We start from the raw sequence: 19,785 nt of genomic DNA, 5'->3' as shown, positions 1-19,785 counted from the left end.
CTATAGCCCCCGCTCGAGCAAGCTAGCCACGACCAATGGACAATGCCGGCCGGTCAGGCGAAAGATCATTGTCAACTTTCACGAAATGCGCCGACCCACGACGACAAGGCCCCTGACAAGAACAGCTTGAACCCTTGAAAAACGCCATACTTGGTTGGCAGAGTCCTTCTGGCATGGCTGAACAAGCGTGTCACCTGAGACGCATCATTCGGTTTTTTTCTGCTTTTTGGTAGCGTTAAGGGAATGTATCGTAAGCCCCTGCCAGCCGGCGCCGGGGCGTGGTAGATTCCTCCACCATCGCTCACAGCCGACCCTGATCCCCCATGCCGCCGTCCAAGCTTTCCCGCTCGTTCAAGCTCTTCGCCCTCACTTCCCTGACCCTGCTGGTGGCCGCCGGCCCTGCCGGCGCCTCGCTGATCGACTCGACGGAGCCACCGTCGAGCACCGTGACGAGCTCGCCGGGCCAGCACTTCCTGGATGACGTCGAGACGGGCATCAGCCTGCTGCCGGTGGAGGACGGGGTGGTCTGGCTGCATATCAGCGTGAAGGATCGCCGCCTCTCCGTGGTGCGCGGCCGGCACGTGATCCACGAGATTCCCCACTTCGCCATCGGCATCAACGGCGCCGACACTCTGCGTACCCGCGGCAGCGCCATGACGCCGAAGGGAGAGTTCCGCGTCGAGCGGATCAACCCCAGAAGCCAGTATGCCACCTTCATCGGCATCAACTACCCGAACCCGCGGGTGGCGGACCAGGCCCTGTCGGAGGGGCTGATCACCCTGGAGGAGGCGGAGCGGATTCGCCGCCACTACCAGCAGCACCGCCTCTCCTATCCCAACACCTCCCTGGGGGGCCACATCGGCATCCACGGCCTGGGGAACCGCGACCCCTTCCTCAATCAGCGGGTCGACTGGACCGAAGGATGCCTGGCCGTGGAGAACGATCAGGTGCGCGCCCTCGCCTCGCTGGTGGGGGTCGACACCCCGATACTGATCCAGTAGGGCAGGCTCAGCTGGCCTAGGCCTGCTGGACCGCCTGCAGGCGTCCGGCACTCTCCTCCAGCTCCTGGACGATGCCCTCCATCACGGCGATCCTCGCGTCCAGGTAGTCCTGGGCCTCATCGTCGCTGGCGTGCCGCCGGTCCAGGATGGCCTGGCTGCTGCTGCTCTTCAGCGCAGTGGCCATGGCGCGCAGCACATCGGCAATACGATGCACCTGGGCGGCGTTCTCCAGCTCGGCATCGGCAGCATGGCGGAAGAAGATCGGCACCACGCTGTCGTCGGCATCGAAGGCAATGGCATCGCGCAGTGCGATGATCGGAGAGTCGTAGCCGCAGCCGGCATCGCTGCCGTTGCCGGCGCTGTCGCGCACCACGTGGCCGGCATGGTCGAGGATGCGCCACTCGAAGGGCTCATCGCCGTAGACTTCGATGCAGCCGGCATCATAGGGGCGGTCGATGCGGTGCTGGATAGTGTTCATGGGGCTCCCTCCGGGGTGACAACTAGGGCGCCGTTGCCTGTCGCGGCGCCGCTCGATCAGCTTGCCCCCATCATACGCCCTCTGGGGCGCCGGGACCTTGATCTGGGGACTTACACCAGCTTGAACGGCTCGATATCGCGGAAGATTCCCGTCTTCGTCATGTCCCGGCGCAGGCTGAAGGTCTCCATGGTGGCCACCGGGTCGACCTGGTCGAGGCGGTCGAAGTGGATGCGGCCCCACTGCTCCCGGGTGACCTTGACGCTGTAGAGGTACTGGTCGCGCTCCCCGCCGGTGGCCGGGTCGGTGACCTGGCGATAGCCGGAGACTCGCGCCTCCTGCACTGCTGGCAGGCGGGCGAAGACCGCCCCCAGCACCCGAAAGGCGATGCCGTGGACGTGGTCGCGGTAGAGCTCCCGCTGGCGGGTGGTACTCAGCCGCCGCGGAGAGAGCCTGAGCTGCTTGGGCGGCGTTCCCCAGTAGCGATCCGGCATCTCCCCCTCGCCGGGCAGGTCGATATCCACGGCGATGGCGTGAAGATCGCTCCCCAGGTCGAAGTCGATCTGGGTCTCCCGGGGCCAGTCGATCTCCTCGAGGCGCTCGCGCAGGGTCTCCTCCATGGCGTCGGGATCGTGCCACACCCTCTCCCCCTCGCGCTGGTAGCGGGCAAACTCTTCGGCGTCGTGCTCCGCCTTGCGCCACTCCCAGGCGCGATAGCGCTCGTCGAACTCGCTACGCAGCCGGGCGTTCTCCTCCTCCTGTCGCCGCCCCGCCGGGGGCCAGAGCGGGTGCCACCAGACCGGAGGCAGGGGCTGGAAGGGAGCCGGCGGCGGCTCAGGGAAGTCACGCATCACATAGCCGATGCTGGACGGGGCAGGCGTCTCCTCATGCAGGCGGCCGAGGCGGTCAAGGTCGGCATTCAGGCGCTCACAGTGGGCCTGGAGCTGCTCGCGAAGACTCCCCTCGGCATAACGGCGCAGCACTCGCGCCTCGACATCGCTCATGGGGGTGCCGTCGGCGTGGAAGTAGCTCACCTGGCCGCTCTGGCTCTCCACTTCCAGCTGTACCGGCAGGCTGCCGCCCTCGGCCAGCAGCCCTTCGAGGGCAGCCGCACCGCCGGGGGTGGCAGCCGTTCCAGGCGTGCCTCCGCGCCCGCCGGCGCCGCTGAGCTTGCGGCGGAAGGCCAGGCCAGTACCGGGAAGCCCGGCGTGGCCGTGCACCCCGCCCGGCCCCATGCTCAGGCTCGCGCCCCTTGGCCCCACCGAGAGGCCCAGGCCACGCTTGCTCAGGTTGAGCCGAACCCCGGGGGCCAGGCGTATGCGTCGCTGGAAACGAAAAGCCATCTCGACTCCCTTCAGTGATCAGTGTCAAACGCGGTGGCGTCACCGGCCGACGCTCCCATCTCCAGCCTGGCACGCTCAACGATCTCGGTCGGCAGCTCTTTCTTTACCGCCACCCCCAATTCCTTGAACTCGTTGGCCTGCTTGACCAGATTGCCACGGCCGTTCACCAGCTGCCCCAGCGCCCTGTCGTAGCTCTCCCGGGCGCCATCGAGCTTCCTGCCCACGTCCTGCATGCTCTCCAGGAAGGTGGCCAGCTTGTGGTAGAAGCGCTCCGCCCGCCTGGCCAGCTCGGCGCTGTGGCGGCTCTGGTTCTCGAAGCGCCACAGCTGGGCGACGATGTTCAAGCTGGTCAGCAGGGTGGTGGGGGTGGCCACCAGGACGCTGCGCTCGATGGCCCGCTGGTAGAGGGTGGCGTCGTGGCGCAGCGCCTCGATATAGGCCGACTCCACCGGGATGAACATCACCACCACCTCCGGGGAGTTGAGGCCCGGCAGGTCATAGTAGTGCTTGTCGGCCAGCTCCTCGATGCGCGCGCCCACCGCCCGGGCGTGGTCGGCCAGTGCCCGCTGGCGGGTCAGCTCATCCTCGGCGTTGACGTACTCCAGGTAGGCGGCCAGCGACGTCTTGGCGTCGATCACCAGGTGGCGCCCCTGGGGCAGGTAGACCAGCGCATCCGGGCGCCGCTTGCCCTCCTCCGTGGCGAAGCTCTTTTCGCGCACATAGTCTTCACCGGGGCGCAGGCCGGCGCTGTCGAGGACATTCTCCAGCATCAGCTCGCCCCAGTTGCCCTGCACCTTCTTCTGGCCCTTGAGCGCCTCGGTGAGTCGCGCGGCCTGGTCGGTGATGTCGCGGTTGAGCTGCTGGAGGTGCTTGAGCTCGGTGGTAAGGCTCGCCCGCTGGGCGGTCTCCTGGGTGTGCAGGGTCTCGACCTTCTCGCGAAAGCCCTTGATCTCGTTATGGAAGGGCTGCAGCAGCGTCTGCAGGTTGCGCTCGGAGAGCGACGAGAAGGCTCGGCCCTTCTGCTCCAGCAGCTCGTTGGCCAGGTTCTCGAACTCCACCTTGAGCTGCTGCTTGCTCTCCTCCATCCACGCCAGCTGGCGGCGAAAGCTCGCCTCCTTCTCCTCCAGTCGGGTGGCGAGCTCGCCGTGGCTCTGCCGGAGGGCATAGTAGTCGTCACGCAGCCGCGACAGGGCCTGGGCCTGCTCCCGAACGGCCTCCCGCTGGGTCTCCACCTCGCCCTCCGCCACCTGCAGCGCCACCATCTGCTCCCGGGCCTCCAGCTGCTGGGCATGGAGGGCGTCGCGGGTCGCCTCGAGCTCGCGGCGGGCCGTGCCGAGCCGCCGGGACTGCAGCAGGCAGAGCACAAGCACAAGGGCCAGCGAACCGGCAAACAGCGACAGGGCGGTGGCGACAGGCGGCGCGGCGAACATGACGACTCTCCTGGTGGTTGGCGGCCTGCTTGAGGGCGCGCAGCGGGCATGGCAAGCCGTGAATCACCATACCGAAGCGCCCCGGCATGGTATATAACCTGATAACGATTGTGATTTGTCACCTCGCCCCGCCTCTGCCATCATGGCGGGTGCAAACGAGGAACGCTTTTCTCGGCAATCAGAAAAACAGGAGGTTTGATCATGCCGCATACCCTGCCCGATCTTCCGTACGCCTACGATGCCCTCGAGCCGCATATCGATGCGCTCACCATGGAGATTCACCACTCCCGGCACCATCAGACCTACGTCAACAACCTCAACGCCGCCCTCGAGGGTACTGGCCTTGAGGAGGTGCCGGTCGACGAGCTGCTGGCCGACCTGGACAAGGTCCCGGCCGACAAGCGTCAGGCGGTCATCAACAACGGCGGCGGCCACTCCAACCACACCATGTTCTGGCAGATGATGTCGCCCAACGGCGGCGGTGCGCCCAAGGGCAAGGTGGCCGAGGCCATCGACAGCGAGCTGGGCGGCTTCGACGCCTTCAAGGACGCCTTCACCAAGGCGGCCCTGGGTCGCTTCGGCAGCGGCTGGGCCTGGCTCTCCGTCACCCCGCAGAAGACGCTGGTGGTGGAGAACTCCCTGAACCAGGACAGCCCGATCTCCAACGGCAACACCCCGGTGCTGGGCCTGGACGTCTGGGAGCACGCCTACTACCTCAAGTTCCAGAACAAGCGCCCGGACTACATCGCCGAGTTCTTCAACGTGATCGACTGGGACGAGGTCGAGCGTCGCTACCAGGCCGCCACTGCCTGATAGCCGCCGGCTTAGAGCCAGCAGGCGGCCCGCCGCCCGCTGGCACTACCCCAACGCCGCACCTCCGGGTGCGGCGTTGTCGTTTCCGGGGCTCCTCTCGGGACAGAGGCACCTCAGGACAGGGGCACCGGCTCCAGCGCCGCCAGGTCGCCGAACCACTGCTGGCGCAGGCCGCGCTGCTCCCCCAGCAGGAGCTCAAGATAACCCGCCAATGGGTGCCCCTCGGCAAGCCCGGCGGCGTGGTCGCGCAGGGCCGGCTGATAGCCCTGCTGCCCCGGCGGCTGGTGCTCAGCGTTGGCGTGACGAGCGAGGAACACCAGAGGCGGCAGCAGCAGGTGGGTGGCGCCGCTCTCCAGGGCGAGGCCCACGCCCCGGGCGTCGAAGTCGCCGAGATAGAGGTGCGGCCCACCGCTGGCGACCCAGTCGAGGGCCAGGTCGGCGAAGCCGCCGCCGTAATGCCTGTCGCCCCGATAGAGAAGCAGCGGTCGCGCCCAGCTCGCGAGAGCCGGAAGCTCGCCGGGCAGCGCATAGAAGCTGTCGAGGTTCTCGACCTGCACCAGGGCATCGAAGGCGGCGAGATCGAGCCGGCGCCGGTCCAGGTCGAGCACCTCCCGCGCATCACCGGCAATGCCCGGCCGCGGGGCACCGGCGGGCAGGCTGGCCAGCACCCGATGCGCCCGGGGCTTTTCGCGGCCCCCCTTCTCCTCGCGGTTGCCGTGGCGGGCCTGCTCGAGAGAACTCATGCCGCCGAGGTCCACGGCAAGCGGGGCCTCCCCGGCAAGCATAAGGGCCTCGTCGATCTGCGCCAGCAGCTCGCGGTCGAGGCGCAGCCAGGCGTGGGAGAGGCGCGGGCCGGGATCGAGATGCTGCTCGTCGAGCCAGGCGACGATCTCGTCGACCGCCCTGCCCCGGCGTTTCTCCACCATGGGCTCGCGGCGGAGCCTTTCGGCGGCGCCGCGAAGCAGGCGGCGGGCGCTTGTGGTCAGGTGCATGGGGTCTCCTCGCTATATCGGGCGCCTGCGGCGCCATCGCGCAGGATCTGCGCTCCTGCATTTAATCAGCAGGCCTCCCGCCCGTGGGAGCGCGATCTGTCGGCGATCGAGGCCGTCCGTCAGGCCAGCTGCAGCACCACATCGTGGATCAGGTAGAGCTGGTTGTAGGGGCCGGCCTGGCTCTCCTGCTGGCGCAGGCGGAAGGCGCGCTGCTCGCTCCTGGGCAGGCCCTGGTACTCGGCGATGACCTGGAAGAGCCAGATCTCCGGGCTCCAGTCGTGGCCGGCCGCCTCCAGGTACTCGAGGGCGCTTCGGGGCTCGCCGCCGAGATCCACCACGCCGAGGTAGAAGCGCTCCACGTCCTCCTTGAGGGCCTGCTGGCGGGCGGCCACCAGGGTATCGTCCTGGAGCGCGGCGGCCCCGGCGGCGGTAACGGGCTCCGGGCGATGGGCGGGCCTCGGCAGGCGGTGGAGCAGCTCGGTGAGCGTCCGGGCGTCGGCGTCGCGGTCGAGCGCCAGGGCCCCTGCGGCGTGCAGAGGAGCGGCGCGGTTGACCAGCCCCGGCACCTCGCCGCGCATGGCGTAGTTGCCCGGCACGAAGCCCGGATGCTCGCGCAGGAAGCCGGCCATGCCGGCCACCAGACGGCTGCGCGCCTGCTGTTGGCGAAAGCGCGCCATCAGCTCGACCAGGCGCCGCTGCACCTCGCGCAGGCTGGTGAAGTGCTGGGTGAGCTGCTGCTGCAGGCCGCTGACCAGCAGCTTGCGCAGGGCGCCGTCGCTGCCCACCAGGTCGATCAGCTCATCGAAGTCGATCAGTGAGAGGCCGTCGAGGAGGCGCTCGATCTGCTTCTGGGCGCGCTCGTTCTCGCGGATCTTGTCGCCTAGGCGGCTGACGAAGCCGAAGTCGCTGTTCAGCCGCCGCCACAGGCTGTCGATGGCGTCGGCGAAGCGCCCGTTGAGGTCGTCGACCTCCTGGCGCAGGCGCAAGAGCTGCTGCTCCTGGCGCCAGTACTCCCCGGCGTCTCGCGCCTCCCGATAGCTCTGCACCAGGCTGCGCAGGAGCTCCAGGGTCTCGGCCACGTCGGCGTTGACGTGGCGACGGGTCTCGTCGGCGAGCATCTCGGCGATCAGCTCGCGCACCTTGGGGGCGAGCTTCACCCCGCCCTGCTCGTCGGGGCGCCACAGGATCCGCGCCGCCAGCAGGCGGTTGAGGGCCGTGGTGCTGAGCCCTTCCAGGGGCACCTCCTCCCGGGCATAGCCCGCCATCAGCGCCTCGGCGTGCTTGCCGAGCAGCGCCAGGCGCTCGACCCCGGTGCTCACCAGGCGACTCTCCAGGGCGTGGGGGTCGGCGCTCACAGCAGGCTCTCCTGGGCGGCCGGCGCCTGGTCGTCCACGGGCAGGTTCTCCTCGTCGCGGATGAAACGCACCAGGTCGATCAGATAGTCGATCTTGCCGGTCACCACGTAGTACTGGCGGTCGGCGTGGGGCTGGATCAGGTAGCCGTGCTCGCGCAGGCGCTTGAAGACCTGCTTGAGCTGGGCATCGAGCTGGTCGCTCTGGGAGCCGAAGAAGGGGTCGGTGGCCAGCCGCTCGAGGCGCTCGCGCAGGCCCTGGTTGTCCTCGCAGCGGGAGCTGAAGTCGGCGGGCTTGAGCACGTCCCCCGGGGCGGCCAGGCCGTCGCGGCCCAGGGCCTCCTGCACCAGCTGCAGCCACTCCAGCAGCGGCAGCAGGCTGCCCACCGTCTCGGCCAGCTGGCGAGAGAGCTGCTCCCGAGCGCCCTCGTCCAGGGCGCGCCAGGCCAGGAAGTGGACGCTGCCGTCGGCGTTGCTGGCGAGCCGCCGGTTGAGGGGCCTCAGGTAGGCGTCGATCCGCTCCCGGGTCGCCTCCTCCTGGAGGTGGCGGAAGGCCGCCTCGTCGCTCACCGCGCAGATGAAGCCGCCGGCCAGCAGCTTCTCCAGCAGAGGCCCCAGCTCCACCAGGGAGCGCTCGGCCTGGATCTCACTCATCGATGCTTCGCTCATGAGGCCACCTCCTCGGCGCGGGCCTGGAGGCGCTGGGCCAGGCGGCTCAGCCGCGGCTCGATGCGCTTGAGACGTCGCTTCTCAGGATGTTGCTCGTCGCGGTCGATCAGGTAGCGGTTGTGGAACAGCAGCAGCACGTCCGACTCCGGGTTGGGGAAGGCGCCGACGATATGGATGCGGTTGTTGTCGCAGGCGTCGAAGAGCTTCTCGACGTTGTGGTAGGCCAGGGTGCCGATCTCGTCGATGGGCCAATGGATCGCCACCTCCGCCTGGCCGCGCAGCAGCCGGGTGAAGGCGAGCAGGAACTTGCAGAGGATCAGGTAGGCCATGCCGTGGCTGGAGGACTCCAGCAGCTGGCGGTCGTTCTTGATCACCAGGTCCGTGCCCCCTTCGTTGAGGTGCAGCTCCAGGCGCAGCAGGCTCTCGAAGCTGTACTGCTGGTCGCTGCGCAGGAGCTCCACCACGTCGGCCAGGGCGTCGAGGTAGTCGTCGCCGGGCAGCGGCCGGCCGGAGTCGCGCCACTCCCGGTAGCGCTGGGCGAAGCGCTTGAGCGGTTCCCAGAAGCCCAGCTCGTCGATGGTGGACTGGATCCTCACCTCGGCGCGGCCGATCCCCTCGAGCCTCAGGTCGTCGGCCACCTCGTCGGAGAGGCGCCGGCTCTGGGCGTTGATGCGCCGGTTGAGGTCACGGAAGACGGTGAAGAACTTGTCGAGGTCGTCGGAGAGGTTGCGCCCCTCCTGGAGGAGCTGCTGCTGCTGGCCCTCGAGGAGCGTCAGCATGCCGGCCAGCACGCCGAGCAGCCGTCGGGGGCTCGGGTCCTCGAGCCGGCCGCGCTCCGTCTCCAGGGTAGCCTGGAAGTCGGCGCTGGCGCCCTTGATGAGGTCGGACTCCACCTTCTCGCAGCCGCGACGCAGCTCATCGAGGCGCCTGGCGTGGTCGCTCAGGGCCTGGCGCACCCGCTCGATGCGCTCCTCGGCGTCTCCCGGCGCCTCGGCCAGAGGCGCCGGGGCGTCGTCGAGGGGCAACGCCTCCAGCTTGGCGAGCAGTGGGGCCAGGGTCTCCAGGCGCTGCTGCTCGACGCCGCGCTTCGCCTTGAGCTCGCCCACCGCCGCCTGATGCTCACGACGAGCGGCCTGGAACTGCTGCTTGAGGGTCTCGCGCTGGCGCTCCGCGGCCTGGAGCTCCCGGGAGAGCTCGGCCTCCCGGGCCACCAGGCGGGGCTTGCGCTCGCCCCACTCCACCCGCATAAAGCGGCGATACTCATCCAGCTGATCCTGGCGATCGGCCGTCTGGCGAATGCGCTGCTCCAGCGCCTTGAGGCGACGCCGGGTCTCGCCCAGGCTGACGGTATCCACCCCCTGCTCGGCCAGCTCGCGGTCGTAGGCGGCTTCCAGCTCCTCCCGCTGGCGGCGGTGCTCCTCCTTGAGCTCGGCCAGCTGGCCGCGGTGCCGGGCGATCTGCTGATCGAAGCCGTCGATACGGCCCTGGAAGTCGGCGGCGAGCTCCAGGCGCTGGGCGCGATGGGTATCGGCCAGGGCCTCCAGGGCCTGCTGCTGCTCGTCGCGCAGCGCCTGCTGCAGCGCCTCCTGCTCCTCCAGGGCCTCCCGGGCGGTGGCCTGGCGAGCCTGGCGGGCGGCGTCGTGGCGCTGCTGACACTGGCTGCGGGCCTGGAGGGCGTAGTCCACCTCCTCGGCGGCGCGGCGCCGCGCCGCCCGGGCCCGCTCGAGCCGGGCATCGGCCTCCTGCACCCTGTCGTGGCGCGCCTTGAGGGCCTTCTCGGCGGCCCTCTCGCCCTCCTCCGCCTGGGCCAGCGCCTGGTCGGCGGCCTCGATCTCGGCCAGCAGGCTCGCCTCGTCCTGGGCGTGATCGGGCAGCGCGATGGCGGAAAGGTCCAGCGCCAGGCCGAAGAGGTCCTCGCTGGCGTCGTCGTTGAACTGGGGGGCGAGGTCGCGGCGCTCCAGGAGCTCCGGGGCGAGCACCTTGCCGAGCCCCTGCTCCCAGCCGGGACGGTGGTGGCGCAGGAAGTGGCGCAGGCTGCCCTGGGCGGGGTCGCGCTGGACCCGCAGCTCCTCCAGGCGCCCGCGGACCCGGGAGAGCTGGGTGCGGGCCAGTTCCAGGTCGCGCTCGGCGAGCTCACGGGACTTGCGGCACTCGTCGAGCTCACCGCGCAGGGTCTCCAGCGTGCCGGCGGCCGCGCTCTGCTCGCTCTGGGCCTGGTCGACCCGGGCCTGGGCCTGCTCGGCCTCCCGGGCCTCCTCCGGGGTCGGCCCCGAGTGGGCGAGCCGGGCCTTCAGCTCGGAGAGCCGGGCGGTGCCCTCCTCCAGGCGGCTGCGGTAGCCGTCATCCAGGGCCTGGCGGCGGGCCTGGTAGTCGGCCTCCAGGCGGCGCTCCTCCTCGCTTCTGGCCTCGCGGCAGGCCTCCTTCTCCTCGCCGAGGGCGTCGATCAGCGCCTGGGTCTCCTCGCCCTGGCGCTCCAGCAGGTCGCCAAGCTCCACTAGCCGGGCATCCAGGCGGGCCTTGCTCGCCTGGGCCACCTGCTGCAGCTGCTCTAGGTGCTCGCGCATCTGCTGCTGCTGCTCGCGCCACTGGGGCAGCGCCTTGAGGTCGCGCTCGAGCCCCGGCATGTCGGCCTCCTCGAAGGCCTCGAACTGGCGCTGCAGGTCATCGAGCACCCGGCGAGCCTGGTCGAGCTCGCTGTCGAGCTCGCTGATCCGGGCGTTGAGCTCGCCCCGGGCCTCCTCGTGGGCCTGCTCCCGGGCCTGGAAGTCGCGCTGGCGCTCGCCCAGCCGCGCCTCGAGGTCGGCCGACTCCCGCTCGGCACGGTGGCGGTCGGCCTCGAGCTGGGGCCTGAGCTGCCAGAGCCTGGCCTCCAGGTCGGCGATCTCGCCGTCGAGGCGCTGTAGGGCCTCGACGGCGTGCTGCAGGGGCTCCAGGCGCATGGACTGGCGCATGCGGGCGATCCACTCCCGGGCCTTGGTGTTGCGGATGCGGGTCACCGGCAGCTCGACCCCATCCTCCTCGAAGATCGCCGCCAGCATGGTCTTGAGGGTGTCCATCTTGCCCTCCTTGGCGTGCACCGCCGAGACCAGCTTCTCCATGTGGCGAATGCGCTGTCCAGGGCGCACCAGGCTGAAGCGGGCGGCGACCTGACGCAGGCGCAGGCCGTCGCGACGACCGCCGGGGCCGCTGCCCTGCTGGGTGAAGTCGTTCTGGATCACCGCGCGATACTCGGAGGTGGCGCCGAGCTTGTGGGAGGTGGCGATGCCCTGGCGGCGCAGGCCGCTGAACCACTGGGCATAGTCGAGGGCGGCGACGCCGCCCTCGCTCTGTACCAGATAGTCTTCCGGCCGGTAGGGGGCGGCGACGAAGCGGTACTCCACGCCCCCTTCGCTCTTGCGGGTCAGCACCGCCTGGCAGATGTCGCCCTCCTCCCGGCGGTACTCGTAGACCAGGTAGCTGTTGCGGTGCGGGAGGTAGAAGGCATCGAACTTGAGGCGGGTCTTCGGTACCACCCGGTTGGGCAGCTCACCGTAGAAGACCGGCACCAGTCGCTGCAGGGTGGTCTTGCCCGAGGCGTTGGTGCCGCAGATATTGGTGTGGCCATCCACGCTGAGTTCCACCACGCCTTCGAGGTGGCCGTGGATCATCACGATGCGTAGCAGGTGAGCCATGTCGCGTCCTTGGTCCTTGATCCTTGCCGTTGCGCTCACCGGGCCGCCGTTGGGCGCCGGGCGCTGCCGTGCCTGTCGGTAGATGGCAGAGTATGCTGCAAAGCAGGGAGGGACACAAAAGGGGCGGGGAGAGACGAAACGAGCGGGGAGCGGGCCTTCCCTGGCCTCAGGAGCAATGATGATCGCCTGGGCGATCCGCGTGGCGGTCGGCGGCGGATGGAACCGCGCGGCTGGCTGTCACGCCGATCAGGCGATATAGCGACGCAGCGCCTCGCTGGCGGCCTGCTGGGCCAGGGCATGGCTTGCCCAGTGCTCGAGTACTTCGCTGTCCAGGTTGAGGGTATGGAGGGCAGTGGACATGGCGTGTCTCCTTAGTAGTGGAAGTACTACTAAACCCCAGCCAAAACGAAATTTCAATACATGGGATCAATTTCCATCATAGCTTCCAGCGTGCCGGTTCGCCTTTGCGTTCAGCCATTTACGCTAAATTCTTCGGCATGACAACAAGTTATCTTGCTTATATTGACACTGCTCCGGAGTCAAAATGTCGCACCGATTCGCCGCCCAGCGGCTAAAAAATGCCTTGCAGCACCTGCTGATCCTGGCGGGGCTGGCGCTGCTGCTGGCGGTACCCGGCTACCTGCTGGCGGGGAGCTTCGGGGTGATCTGGGCCTTCGGGCTGGTAGCGCTGACGCTCTACCTGGGCGGACGCCTGCCACCGCGCCTGGCCCTGGCCCGCACCCGGGCGGGACTTCTGCAGCGCTATCAGGCGCCGGAGCTCTATCGGGTGCTGGATATCCTCTACTACCGGGCCGGCCTCAAGGGCGAACCCCAGCTCTTCCTGGTGCCCACCGCTGATCTCAACGCCTTCGCGGTCGGTGACGCCCGTGAGGGCGGCATCGCCATCACCGCCGGGCTGACCCGCACCCTGGACCTGCGCCAGCTGGCCGGGGTGCTGGCTCACGAGGTCAGCCATCTGCGCCACGGCGATACCCGGGTGATGTCCATGGCGGCCACCATGACGCGGCTGACCATCTGGGGGGCCTTCCTGGTGCAGCTGGGGCTTCTGCTGATGCTGCCGATGGTGCTGGCCGGGGAGCTGCGCATGCCTTGGCTGGAGCTGCTGCTGGTCGCCTTCGCTCCCTCCACCAGCACCCTGCTGCAGCTGGCGCTGTCGCGAAACCGGGAGTTTACCGCCGACCTGGAGGCCGCCGCCCTGACCCGGGACCCGGCCAGCCTGGCGTCGGCCCTGCAGGTGCTCGAGCACCATCAGGGGCTGTGGCTCACCTCCCTGCTGCTCGGCCAGAGGCCACCGAGCTGGTTCCGACTGCTGCAGACCCACCCGCCCACCGAGGAGCGCATCCGCCGCCTGCTGGCCCTGGCCGAGCGTCAGCCGCCAAGGCGCCCCTCGCCTCGCCCCTATGTGCCGGACGACCCGCTGAGGCTCCAGCCCCCGGAGCCCCTGAGCCACCGCGACTGGCTCTGGCGACGCCCCAGGCGCTGACGCAAGAGGCGGCCCCAAGGGCCGCCTCTCGACTGGCTCCGGGGCCGGGCCCCGAAGCTGAGCTGGGAGTCTCCCCCCGGCGATATTACTGCGGCTGTTGCTGCTGCATCTGCTCCTGCATCTGGCGCATCTGCTGCTCCTGCTCCTGGGCCAGGCGCTCGAGCTCGTCGCGCTGCTCCTGGCTCAGGGTGTCCTGGATCCGCGCCTGCATCAGGGCGCTCTCGGCGGTCATGTCGCCGGTGAGCTGGCCGAGACGCTCGGCGTCGCGGCGGATAGCGGACTCGTCATAGCCCGGGCCGATCTGCTCGTGGATCTGCATCTGCACGGTCTGGGCCTCGGCCTGCAGCGACTGCAGCCGCTCCTGGCCATCGGTCAGCAGCGCGACCAGCTCCTGCTCCTGTCCGGCGTCCAGGTCAACCAGCTGGTCGAGCTGGGCCACCTGCTGTTCGGCGCTGGGCGCACCCTGGGGCATCTGCTGGGCAATGGCCGGGGCGGCCAGGGCGAAGGTCAGGGCGAGGGCGCTGCTGCCGATCACGGCGAGGGGCTTGGCAAATGTCATGCAATCTCCTGGAAAATCATGGGTATCCAAGGACCCTAGCACGCCGCCGTCGGGGATGACACCCCGCGCCGAGCGGCGACTTGCGCTAGAATCTCGAGCCTCTAGCGTGACACCACAGGAGCCAGGCCGTTCACCATGAAGTATCTCGGAGCCCACGTCAGCGCCGCGGGCGGCGTCGATCAGGCGGTGCAGCGTGCCGTTGCGATCGGCGCCAACGCCTTCGCCCTCTTCACCAAGAATCAGCGCCAGTGGAAAGCCAAGCCGCTGGATGACGCCACCATCGAGGCCTTCCGCTCGGCCTGCCGGCGCCACGGCTTCGGTCCGGGGCAGATCCTTCCCCACGACAGCTACCTGATCAATCTCGGCCATCCCGAAGCGGAGGGGCTGGCCAAGTCCCGGGCCGCCTTCCTCGACGAGGTGCAGCGCTGCGAGCAGCTCGGCATCGACCGGCTCAACTTCCACCCAGGCAGCCACCTCAGGAAGATCAGCGAAAGCGACTGCCTGGCCCGCATCGCCGAGTCCCTCAACGAGACCCTGAGTCGCACCCGGGGCGTGATCGCCGTGCTCGAGAACACCGCCGGCCAGGGCAGCAACCTGGGCTGGCGCTTCGAGCACCTGGCCGAGGTGATCGAGCGGGTGGAGGACAAGAGCCGCGTCGGCGTCTGCCTCGACACCTGCCACGCCTTCGCCGCCGGCTACGATCTGCGCACCGCCGAGGCCACCACCGCCATGCTCGACGAATTCGACGCCGTGGTGGGCATCGAGTATCTCAAGGGGATGCACCTCAACGACGCCAAGAGCGAGCTGGGCAGCCGAGTCGACCGCCACCATAGCCTCGGCCAGGGCAATATCGGCCTGGCGTGCTTTACCACCCTGATGCGCGATGCGCGCACCGACGGCATCCCCCTGGTGCTGGAGACCATCGAGCCCGCCATCTGGGCCGAGGAGATCGCCTGGCTGCGCACCCAGCAGGAGGCCCCATGAGCGGCTCACCCCAGATCGGCGTGCGCGCCTATGACCCCGCCGACTGGCCCGCGGTCTGGGCGATGCTCGAGCCGGTGTTCCGGGCCGGCGAGACCTACGCCATCTCCCGCGACATCACCGAACAGGAGGCCCACAGGATGTGGGTCGAGCTGCCCAGGGCGGTGCGGGTGGCGGTGGACGCACAGGGCACCCTGCTCGGCACCTACTACCTCAAGGCCAACCAGGCCGGCCCCGGCGACCACGTGGCCAACTGCGGCTATATCGTCGCCGCACAGGCCCGCGGCCTGGGGGTGGCGGGAGAGATGTGCGAGCACTCCCTGGCGCTCGCCCGGGAGCTCGGCTTCAGCGCCATGCAGTACAACCTGGTGGTAGCCACCAACGAGGTGGCGGTGAGGCTGTGGCAGAAGCACGGCTTCGCCATCGCCGGCACCCTGCCCCGGGCCTTTCGCCACCCCGAGCAGGGCCCGGTGGACGCCCACGTGATGTATCGGCGGCTATAGGTCTATCTACCCCAGCACCTTGCCGGGATTGAGCAGCCCCTTGGGATCGAGGGCCTGCTTGAGCAGGCGCATGGTAGCGACCTCCTCCTCGCTGCGACTGAAGTGCAGGTAGTCACGCTTCTCCAGGCCGATGCCGTGCTCGGCGGAGACGGAGCCGCCGATCTCGGCCAGGGGCGCATAGACCAGCTGCTCCACCGCCCGCCGGCACTCGGCGGCGGCGTCGCGCACAGTCACCATGATATGCAGGTTGCCGTCCCCCAGGTGGCCGAAGGCGACCAGCCGCGCGACCCCGGGAAAGGCCTCGGCCAGGCGCTGCTCGAGCCCCTCCACATAAGTCTCCATGGCGGGAATCGGCAGACTGATATCGAAGGAGAACATCGGCTTCAGGGTGCGCACCAGCGCCTCGATGTCCTCGCGGATCGCCCAGATCGCCTGGCGCTGGGCCTCGGAGCTTGCCAGCACCGCGTCGGTGATCAGCTCCGCCTCGAAGGCCTCCTCCAGCAGCGCCTGGAACTGCTCGGCGTCGCGCTCGGTATCCATGCCCTGGCTCTCGAGGATGGCGTAGAAGGGCGAATCGGTGGCCAGCGGCGGGGTGTGGGCGCCGCTCTCCTCGGTCATCAGCCGGTAGTGGCTGTTCCAGAGCGCCTCGAAGGCGCTCAGCCCGATGCGCCGGGGCGCCAGGTTGAGCAGCCTGGTCAAGGCCTCGAAGGAGGGAACCGACACCAGGGCGCACTGCTCGCTGGGCAGGGCCGGCTGCAGGCGCAGCACGGCGCGGGTGACGATGCCGAGCGTCCCCTCGCTGCCGATGAAGAGCTGCTTGAGGTCGTAGCCGGCGTTGTTCTTGAGCATGGTATTCATGGAGCTGATGACGCGACCGTCGGCCAGCACCGCCTCGAGCCCCAGCACCTGCTGGCGCATCATGCCGTAGCGGATCACCCGGATGCCGCCGGCATTGGTGGCGATATTGCCGCCAATGGTGCAGGAGCCCCGGGCGCCCAGGTCGACGGGGAACTGCATGCCGATCTCGACGGCGGCCTCTTGGACCCGCTGCAGCGGGACCCCGGCCTGAGCGGTGAGGGTGCCGCCCACCGGGTCGACCGCCTCGATCGCCGTCATGCGCTCCAGGGAGACGGCCAGCTCGTTGGGCGCCGCCACGGCCCCGTGGACCACGCCGGTGAGCCCGCCATGGGTCACCACCGGCTGACCGGCCGCGTGGCAGAGCGCCATGACGCGACTGAGCTGCTCGGTATTGGCGGGACGCACGATCGCCGCGGCCTCGCAGGGAGAGTGAGTGAACCAGTCGGCGTTGCGCTGGCGCACGGCTTCACCGGTCAGGAGGTGGTCGCGGCCGACGATCTCGGCGATGTGGTCAAGCAGCTGCTGCATGGTCGGGCTCCCGGGGAGAAGGTAAAGGCACCATTCTCTCCCATTCCCCCTTCCCAGGGCGATAGCGTCTGGGTAAGGTCGACAGGCCCGGGCCCACGGGCACCCGACTCCACCACAAGATGCCACCAAGGATGCCGCATGCTCGCCAAGCGCTCGACCCTGCTGACCACCCTGCTGTTCGGCCCTCTGCTGCTCACCGGCTGCACCACCTACACCTTTCCCGACGGTAGCCAGGAGACCCTGTGGGGCGTCCCCGCCGAGGACGAGACCCTGACCCGGGAGGAGCGCCAGCAGCAGGCGCCCCGCTATCGGGTGCCCGGGGAGATACCGGAGCGCGAAGCGGCGCCGGCGGAGTGAGTCACGGCCGAACGAAGAGCACGCTGAGGTTGTTGGCGGGCATCTCGGCGACGCGCTGGAGGGCCAGGCCGTGGCGCTCGGCCTCGGCGGCGACCGCCTCCAGGTCGCGCACGCCCCAGCGCGGATCGCGTCGCCTCAGGTCGGCGTCGAAGGCGGCGTTGCTCGCAGAGGTATGCGCGCCGCCCCGTCGATAGGGGCCGTAGAGGTAGAGGACGCCTCCCGGCACCAGGCGCTCCCCGGCGCGGGCCATCAGCGCCTCGGCCACCGCCCAGGGCGAGATATGGATCAGGTTGATGGCGACGACGGCATCGAAGGGGCCCTGCGGCCAGTCGCCGGGAGCGGTGACATCGAGGCGTATCGGCGCGGCCAGGTTGGGCAGCGCCGCCGCTTCCCGCCAGGCGGCGATGGAGGCCAGGGCCGGCTCGGCAGGGTCGCTGGGCTGCCACTGCCAGCCGGGCATGGCGGTGGCGAAGGCCAGGGCGTGCTCCCCGCTGCCGCTGGCAAGTTCCAACACCCGGGCCCGCTCGGGCAGCCGCTGCTTCAGCACCTCGAGAATCGGCCGGCAGTTGCGGGCCGCGGCGGGGCTCTGTCGACGAAGATCGTGCATGGGCTCTCCCTATTTCCGATTCTTGCGCCCGCCGGGCTTGCCGGGCGTCGGCTTGCCCCGGGCTCCCGGTGCGCCGGACCTGGCCTGGCGAGTCCCCGGCTTGCCCGAACGGCTCGCCTTGCCGGCAGAGGCCCCTTTGCCCGCCGCGGCCCCTTTTCCCGCCGCGGCCCCTTTTCCCGCCGCCCCCCCTTTACCCGCCGCGGCACTCTTGCCGCCGCGGGCCTTCTCGGCGCCACCCTTGCGCGCCTGGGCCTTGCCGCCGGCCGTCTTGCCACCCGCACTTCTGCCGGCGGCAGGCTTGCCCCCGGCCCCCTGGCGTGAGCCACCGCGGGGCTTTGCGGCCGCCTTGCCAGGCCCCGCTCTGCTCCCCTGGCGCCGCGCCTTGCGTCGACCGTCGCCTCCCGCCTCGGAGGAGGAGCCCTCGGTCATGGCGAGGATGGTCGACACCTCGGCGGGCGTCAGGTCCCGCCAGTCGCCCTCGGCGAGCCCCTTGAGGGTGACGTTCATGATCCGCAGCCGCTCCAGCTTGACCACCTCGTAGCCGAACACCTCGCACATGCGGCGAATCTGGCGATTCAGCCCCTGGACCAGGGTGATATTGAAGACGAAGCGGGACTCCTTGACCACCGGGCACTTCTTCGTCACTTCGCCCAGGATCGGCACGCCGCCCCCCATGCCCTGGATGAAGTCGTCGGTGATCGGCTTGTTGACGGTGACCCGGTACTCCTTCTCGTGCTGGTTGCTCGCCCGCAGGATGCGGTTGACCAGGTCGCCGTTGTTGGTCAGGAAGATCAGCCCCTGGGAGTCCTTGTCCAGCCGCCCGATGGGGAAGATCCGCGTACCGTGGCCGACGAAATCGACGATATTGGCCTTCTCGCTCGGCTCGGTGGTGCTGACGATGCCCACCGGCTTGTTGAGGGCGATGAACACCAGGTCCTCGTCCTCCAGGGCCAGGGGCTCGATGACCTGGCCGTTGACCTTGACCACGCTGCCCGGATAGACCTGATCGCCGGGGGTGGCGCGGCGGCCGTCGATCCGGACATTGCCCTGCTCGATATAGCGGTCCGCCTCGCGCCGGGAGCAGATACCGCTCTCGCTGATGTACTTGTTGATGCGCTTGGAGAGGGTCTGGGCCATGGGACGCGTCCGGAACGTGAAATGGGTGGTGCCGAGGGGATACGGCGTGCTGGCGGGCAGTGTAAGGGCTGGTCCGCCCGACGGCCAGCCGGCCCGGGGTCTCAACCCGCGCCGCAGCACTGCTTGAGCTTGCGCCCGCTGCCGCAGGGGCAGGGGTCGTTGCGGCCCGGCTTGAGCCGCGACACCGACGGCGTACCGTCCAGGTAGGCCCAGCGGCCCGCCTCGCGTCGAAAGCGCGACGCCTCCTCCAGCACGCCGAAGCGGCGCCCCTCCCGGAAGATGGCCCGGAAGTGCACCCGCCCCTCGTCACCCTGCTCGCCGCTCTCCAGCACTTCCAGGCGCAGCCAGCGGGTGGCATCGTCAGGCGCCAGCTCGGCGGGGCGGGTCGCGGAGTGCCAGCTGGCCAGCAGGTAGTCGGTCAGGTTGAGGGCGAAGGCGCTGTAGCGTGAACGCATCAGGGCCTCCGGGCTGGGGGCAGGCTCGCCGGCGTGGTAGCGGGCACAGCACTGGGCCAGCGGGATGCCGCTGCCGCAGGGGCAGCGATCGGCGCGGTGGGGCATGACAACTCCTGTACAGGTCGCGCTAAGATGAACGCTCATGTCCAACTATTGGAGAGTCCCATGATACCCCTGAACGCCCCCGCCCTGCCCGCCACTCTGACGCTGGAGGCCCTGGCACGCCGCCTGGATCCCGCAGCGCTGCCGCTGGTGGAAGTCCACTCCCTCGACATGGGCTACTATCTGGTGCGCCTTCACCATGCCGGCGGTGAGAGCCGCCTGGTGGACGGAAACGGCGAGACCCGCCGCTTTACCGGCACCCAGTGGATCAGCCGCGCCCTGGCGCCGCTGGGCCTGACCCACGGCATCCTGACCTGGGCCGAGGTGACCGACGAGATGGTGGGCCTGCCCCCATCGGCCCCGATGGATCGCGACACCCGCCTCGCCCACGGCACCCGTATCGCCTTCAGAACCCAGGGGTAGCGAAGAGTTGGCGGCGGTTCTTGCCC

General features: G+C 69.4%; 19 protein-coding genes. 7 read left to right on the top strand and 12 right to left on the bottom strand.

Annotated features, from left to right (window positions below; translation table 11 throughout):
* The first annotated feature begins 323 nt into the window (after positions 1 to 323).
* Positions 324 to 1,001, top strand: a complete 678-nt coding sequence (locus ACRYRV_RS15865) for a L,D-transpeptidase family protein (protein WP_444984491.1) — start codon at positions 324 to 326, stop codon at positions 999 to 1,001.
* Positions 1,002 to 1,017: 16 nt separating this feature from the next.
* Here ACRYRV_RS15865 and ACRYRV_RS15860 read toward each other — a convergent pair whose 3' ends face one another.
* The 3 genes from ACRYRV_RS15860 to rmuC form a co-directional block, all read right to left on the bottom strand.
* Entirely contained in the window at positions 1,018 to 1,479 is a 462-nt protein-coding gene (locus ACRYRV_RS15860) for a hypothetical protein (RefSeq protein ID WP_444984492.1), read from the bottom strand.
* A gap of 110 nt (positions 1,480 to 1,589) precedes the next feature.
* Positions 1,590 to 2,819, bottom strand: coding sequence for a DUF4236 domain-containing protein (locus tag ACRYRV_RS15855; protein ID WP_444984493.1), 1,230 nt, complete (start codon positions 2,817 to 2,819; stop codon positions 1,590 to 1,592).
* Positions 2,820 to 2,830: 11 nt separating this feature from the next.
* Entirely contained in the window at positions 2,831 to 4,249 is a 1,419-nt protein-coding gene (gene rmuC, locus ACRYRV_RS15850) for a DNA recombination protein RmuC (protein ID WP_444984494.1), read from the bottom strand.
* A gap of 201 nt (positions 4,250 to 4,450) precedes the next feature.
* On the opposite strand from rmuC, the gene ACRYRV_RS15845 reads away from it, so the two are divergent.
* Entirely contained in the window at positions 4,451 to 5,062 is a 612-nt protein-coding gene (locus tag ACRYRV_RS15845; protein WP_253442933.1) for a superoxide dismutase, read from the top strand.
* A 113-nt stretch (positions 5,063 to 5,175) separates the two neighbouring features.
* Here ACRYRV_RS15845 and ACRYRV_RS15840 read toward each other — a convergent pair whose 3' ends face one another.
* The 4 genes from ACRYRV_RS15840 to ACRYRV_RS15825 form a co-directional block, all read right to left on the bottom strand.
* Positions 5,176 to 6,054, bottom strand: coding sequence for a DUF7281 domain-containing protein (locus ACRYRV_RS15840; RefSeq protein ID WP_444984495.1), 879 nt, complete (start codon positions 6,052 to 6,054; stop codon positions 5,176 to 5,178).
* Between the two features lie 119 nt (positions 6,055 to 6,173).
* Positions 6,174 to 7,409 carry a hypothetical protein gene (locus ACRYRV_RS15835; RefSeq protein ID WP_253442938.1) on the bottom strand — a complete coding sequence of 412 codons (1,236 nt, stop codon included), beginning with the start codon at positions 7,407 to 7,409 and terminating at the stop codon, positions 6,174 to 6,176.
* Positions 7,406 to 8,032, bottom strand: a complete 627-nt coding sequence (locus tag ACRYRV_RS15830) for a condensin complex protein MksE (RefSeq protein ID WP_444989538.1) — start codon at positions 8,030 to 8,032, stop codon at positions 7,406 to 7,408. The genes ACRYRV_RS15835 and ACRYRV_RS15830 overlap by 4 nt, the downstream gene beginning before the upstream one ends.
* A 38-nt stretch (positions 8,033 to 8,070) precedes the next feature.
* A complete protein-coding gene (locus ACRYRV_RS15825; protein WP_444988885.1) occupies positions 8,071 to 11,745 on the bottom strand; it encodes an ATP-binding protein in 3,675 nt (1,224 codons plus the stop codon).
* Positions 11,746 to 12,289: 544 nt separating this feature from the next.
* Here ACRYRV_RS15825 and ACRYRV_RS15820 point away from each other — a divergent pair.
* Complete coding sequence (locus ACRYRV_RS15820) at positions 12,290 to 13,249, top strand: zinc metalloprotease HtpX (RefSeq protein ID WP_253442959.1); 960 nt, start codon at positions 12,290 to 12,292, stop codon at positions 13,247 to 13,249.
* A gap of 85 nt (positions 13,250 to 13,334) precedes the next feature.
* Here ACRYRV_RS15820 and ACRYRV_RS15815 read toward each other — a convergent pair whose 3' ends face one another.
* Positions 13,335 to 13,808 (bottom strand): hypothetical protein, encoded by a 474-nt coding sequence (locus ACRYRV_RS15815; RefSeq protein WP_253442961.1) that lies wholly within the window; start codon positions 13,806 to 13,808, stop codon positions 13,335 to 13,337.
* Positions 13,809 to 13,943: 135 nt separating this feature from the next.
* Here ACRYRV_RS15815 and nfo point away from each other — a divergent pair, with 135 nt between their 5' ends.
* Together nfo and ACRYRV_RS15805 are read left to right on the top strand one after the other, a co-directional pair.
* Positions 13,944 to 14,792, top strand: a complete 849-nt coding sequence (gene nfo / locus ACRYRV_RS15810; protein ID WP_444984498.1) for a deoxyribonuclease IV — start codon at positions 13,944 to 13,946, stop codon at positions 14,790 to 14,792.
* Positions 14,789 to 15,292, top strand: a complete 504-nt coding sequence (locus ACRYRV_RS15805) for a GNAT family N-acetyltransferase (RefSeq protein WP_444984499.1) — start codon at positions 14,789 to 14,791, stop codon at positions 15,290 to 15,292. The genes nfo and ACRYRV_RS15805 overlap by 4 nt, the downstream gene beginning before the upstream one ends.
* Positions 15,293 to 15,298: 6 nt before the next feature.
* On the opposite strand, the gene ACRYRV_RS15800 is transcribed toward ACRYRV_RS15805, so the two are convergent.
* Positions 15,299 to 16,678: an FAD-binding oxidoreductase gene (locus tag ACRYRV_RS15800; RefSeq protein ID WP_444984500.1), complete on the bottom strand. Its 1,380-nt coding sequence runs from the start codon at positions 16,676 to 16,678 to the stop codon at positions 15,299 to 15,301.
* A 138-nt stretch (positions 16,679 to 16,816) separates the two neighbouring features.
* On the opposite strand from ACRYRV_RS15800, the gene ACRYRV_RS15795 reads away from it, so the two are divergent.
* Positions 16,817 to 17,035, top strand: a complete 219-nt coding sequence (locus tag ACRYRV_RS15795) for a hypothetical protein (protein WP_253442974.1) — start codon at positions 16,817 to 16,819, stop codon at positions 17,033 to 17,035.
* 1 nt (position 17,036) lies between these two features.
* Here the strand turns inward: ACRYRV_RS15795 and ACRYRV_RS15790 are convergent, their stop codons facing one another.
* The 3 genes from ACRYRV_RS15790 to ACRYRV_RS15780 form a co-directional block, all read right to left on the bottom strand.
* Positions 17,037 to 17,642, bottom strand: coding sequence for a DUF938 domain-containing protein (locus ACRYRV_RS15790; protein WP_444984501.1), 606 nt, complete (start codon positions 17,640 to 17,642; stop codon positions 17,037 to 17,039).
* 9 nt (positions 17,643 to 17,651) lie between these two features.
* Positions 17,652 to 18,779: a 23S rRNA pseudouridine(2604) synthase RluF gene (rluF, locus tag ACRYRV_RS15785; RefSeq protein WP_444984502.1), complete on the bottom strand. Its 1,128-nt coding sequence runs from the start codon at positions 18,777 to 18,779 to the stop codon at positions 17,652 to 17,654.
* A 101-nt stretch (positions 18,780 to 18,880) separates the two neighbouring features.
* Positions 18,881 to 19,339, bottom strand: a complete 459-nt coding sequence (locus ACRYRV_RS15780; RefSeq protein WP_309636415.1) for a YchJ family protein — start codon at positions 19,337 to 19,339, stop codon at positions 18,881 to 18,883.
* A gap of 60 nt (positions 19,340 to 19,399) precedes the next feature.
* Here ACRYRV_RS15780 and ACRYRV_RS15775 point away from each other — a divergent pair, with 60 nt between their 5' ends.
* Positions 19,400 to 19,759 (top strand): DUF6482 family protein, encoded by a 360-nt coding sequence (locus ACRYRV_RS15775; RefSeq protein WP_444984503.1) that lies wholly within the window; start codon positions 19,400 to 19,402, stop codon positions 19,757 to 19,759.
* Positions 19,760 to 19,785: the final 26 nt, after the last annotated feature.

The sequence above is a fragment of the Halomonas mongoliensis genome (assembly GCF_052496345.1).
Note: the sequence above shows the minus strand (reverse complement) of the source record. Positions and strands in the feature narration are given on the sequence as shown.

Coding starts and splice junctions, on each gene's coding strand:
- ACRYRV_RS15840 (WP_444984495.1), bottom strand. CDS start 6,054: ATGCACCTGACCACAAGCGCCCGCCGCCTGCTTCGCGGCGCCGCCGAA.
- ACRYRV_RS15825 (WP_444988885.1), bottom strand. CDS start 11,745: ATGGCTCACCTGCTACGCATCGTGATGATCCACGGCCACCTCGAAGGC.
- nfo (WP_444984498.1), top strand. CDS start 13,944: ATGAAGTATCTCGGAGCCCACGTCAGCGCCGCGGGCGGCGTCGATCAG.
- ACRYRV_RS15845 (WP_253442933.1), top strand. CDS start 4,451: ATGCCGCATACCCTGCCCGATCTTCCGTACGCCTACGATGCCCTCGAG.
- ACRYRV_RS15865 (WP_444984491.1), top strand. CDS start 324: ATGCCGCCGTCCAAGCTTTCCCGCTCGTTCAAGCTCTTCGCCCTCACT.
- ACRYRV_RS15775 (WP_444984503.1), top strand. CDS start 19,400: ATGATACCCCTGAACGCCCCCGCCCTGCCCGCCACTCTGACGCTGGAG.
- ACRYRV_RS15800 (WP_444984500.1), bottom strand. CDS start 16,678: ATGCAGCAGCTGCTTGACCACATCGCCGAGATCGTCGGCCGCGACCAC.
- ACRYRV_RS15780 (WP_309636415.1), bottom strand. CDS start 19,339: ATGCCCCACCGCGCCGATCGCTGCCCCTGCGGCAGCGGCATCCCGCTG.
- ACRYRV_RS15805 (WP_444984499.1), top strand. CDS start 14,789: ATGAGCGGCTCACCCCAGATCGGCGTGCGCGCCTATGACCCCGCCGAC.
- ACRYRV_RS15855 (WP_444984493.1), bottom strand. CDS start 2,819: ATGGCTTTTCGTTTCCAGCGACGCATACGCCTGGCCCCCGGGGTTCGG.
- ACRYRV_RS15795 (WP_253442974.1), top strand. CDS start 16,817: ATGCTCGCCAAGCGCTCGACCCTGCTGACCACCCTGCTGTTCGGCCCT.
- ACRYRV_RS15860 (WP_444984492.1), bottom strand. CDS start 1,479: ATGAACACTATCCAGCACCGCATCGACCGCCCCTATGATGCCGGCTGC.
- rmuC (WP_444984494.1), bottom strand. CDS start 4,249: ATGTTCGCCGCGCCGCCTGTCGCCACCGCCCTGTCGCTGTTTGCCGGT.
- ACRYRV_RS15790 (WP_444984501.1), bottom strand. CDS start 17,642: ATGCACGATCTTCGTCGACAGAGCCCCGCCGCGGCCCGCAACTGCCGG.
- ACRYRV_RS15815 (WP_253442961.1), bottom strand. CDS start 13,808: ATGACATTTGCCAAGCCCCTCGCCGTGATCGGCAGCAGCGCCCTCGCC.
- ACRYRV_RS15820 (WP_253442959.1), top strand. CDS start 12,290: ATGTCGCACCGATTCGCCGCCCAGCGGCTAAAAAATGCCTTGCAGCAC.
- rluF (WP_444984502.1), bottom strand. CDS start 18,779: ATGGCCCAGACCCTCTCCAAGCGCATCAACAAGTACATCAGCGAGAGC.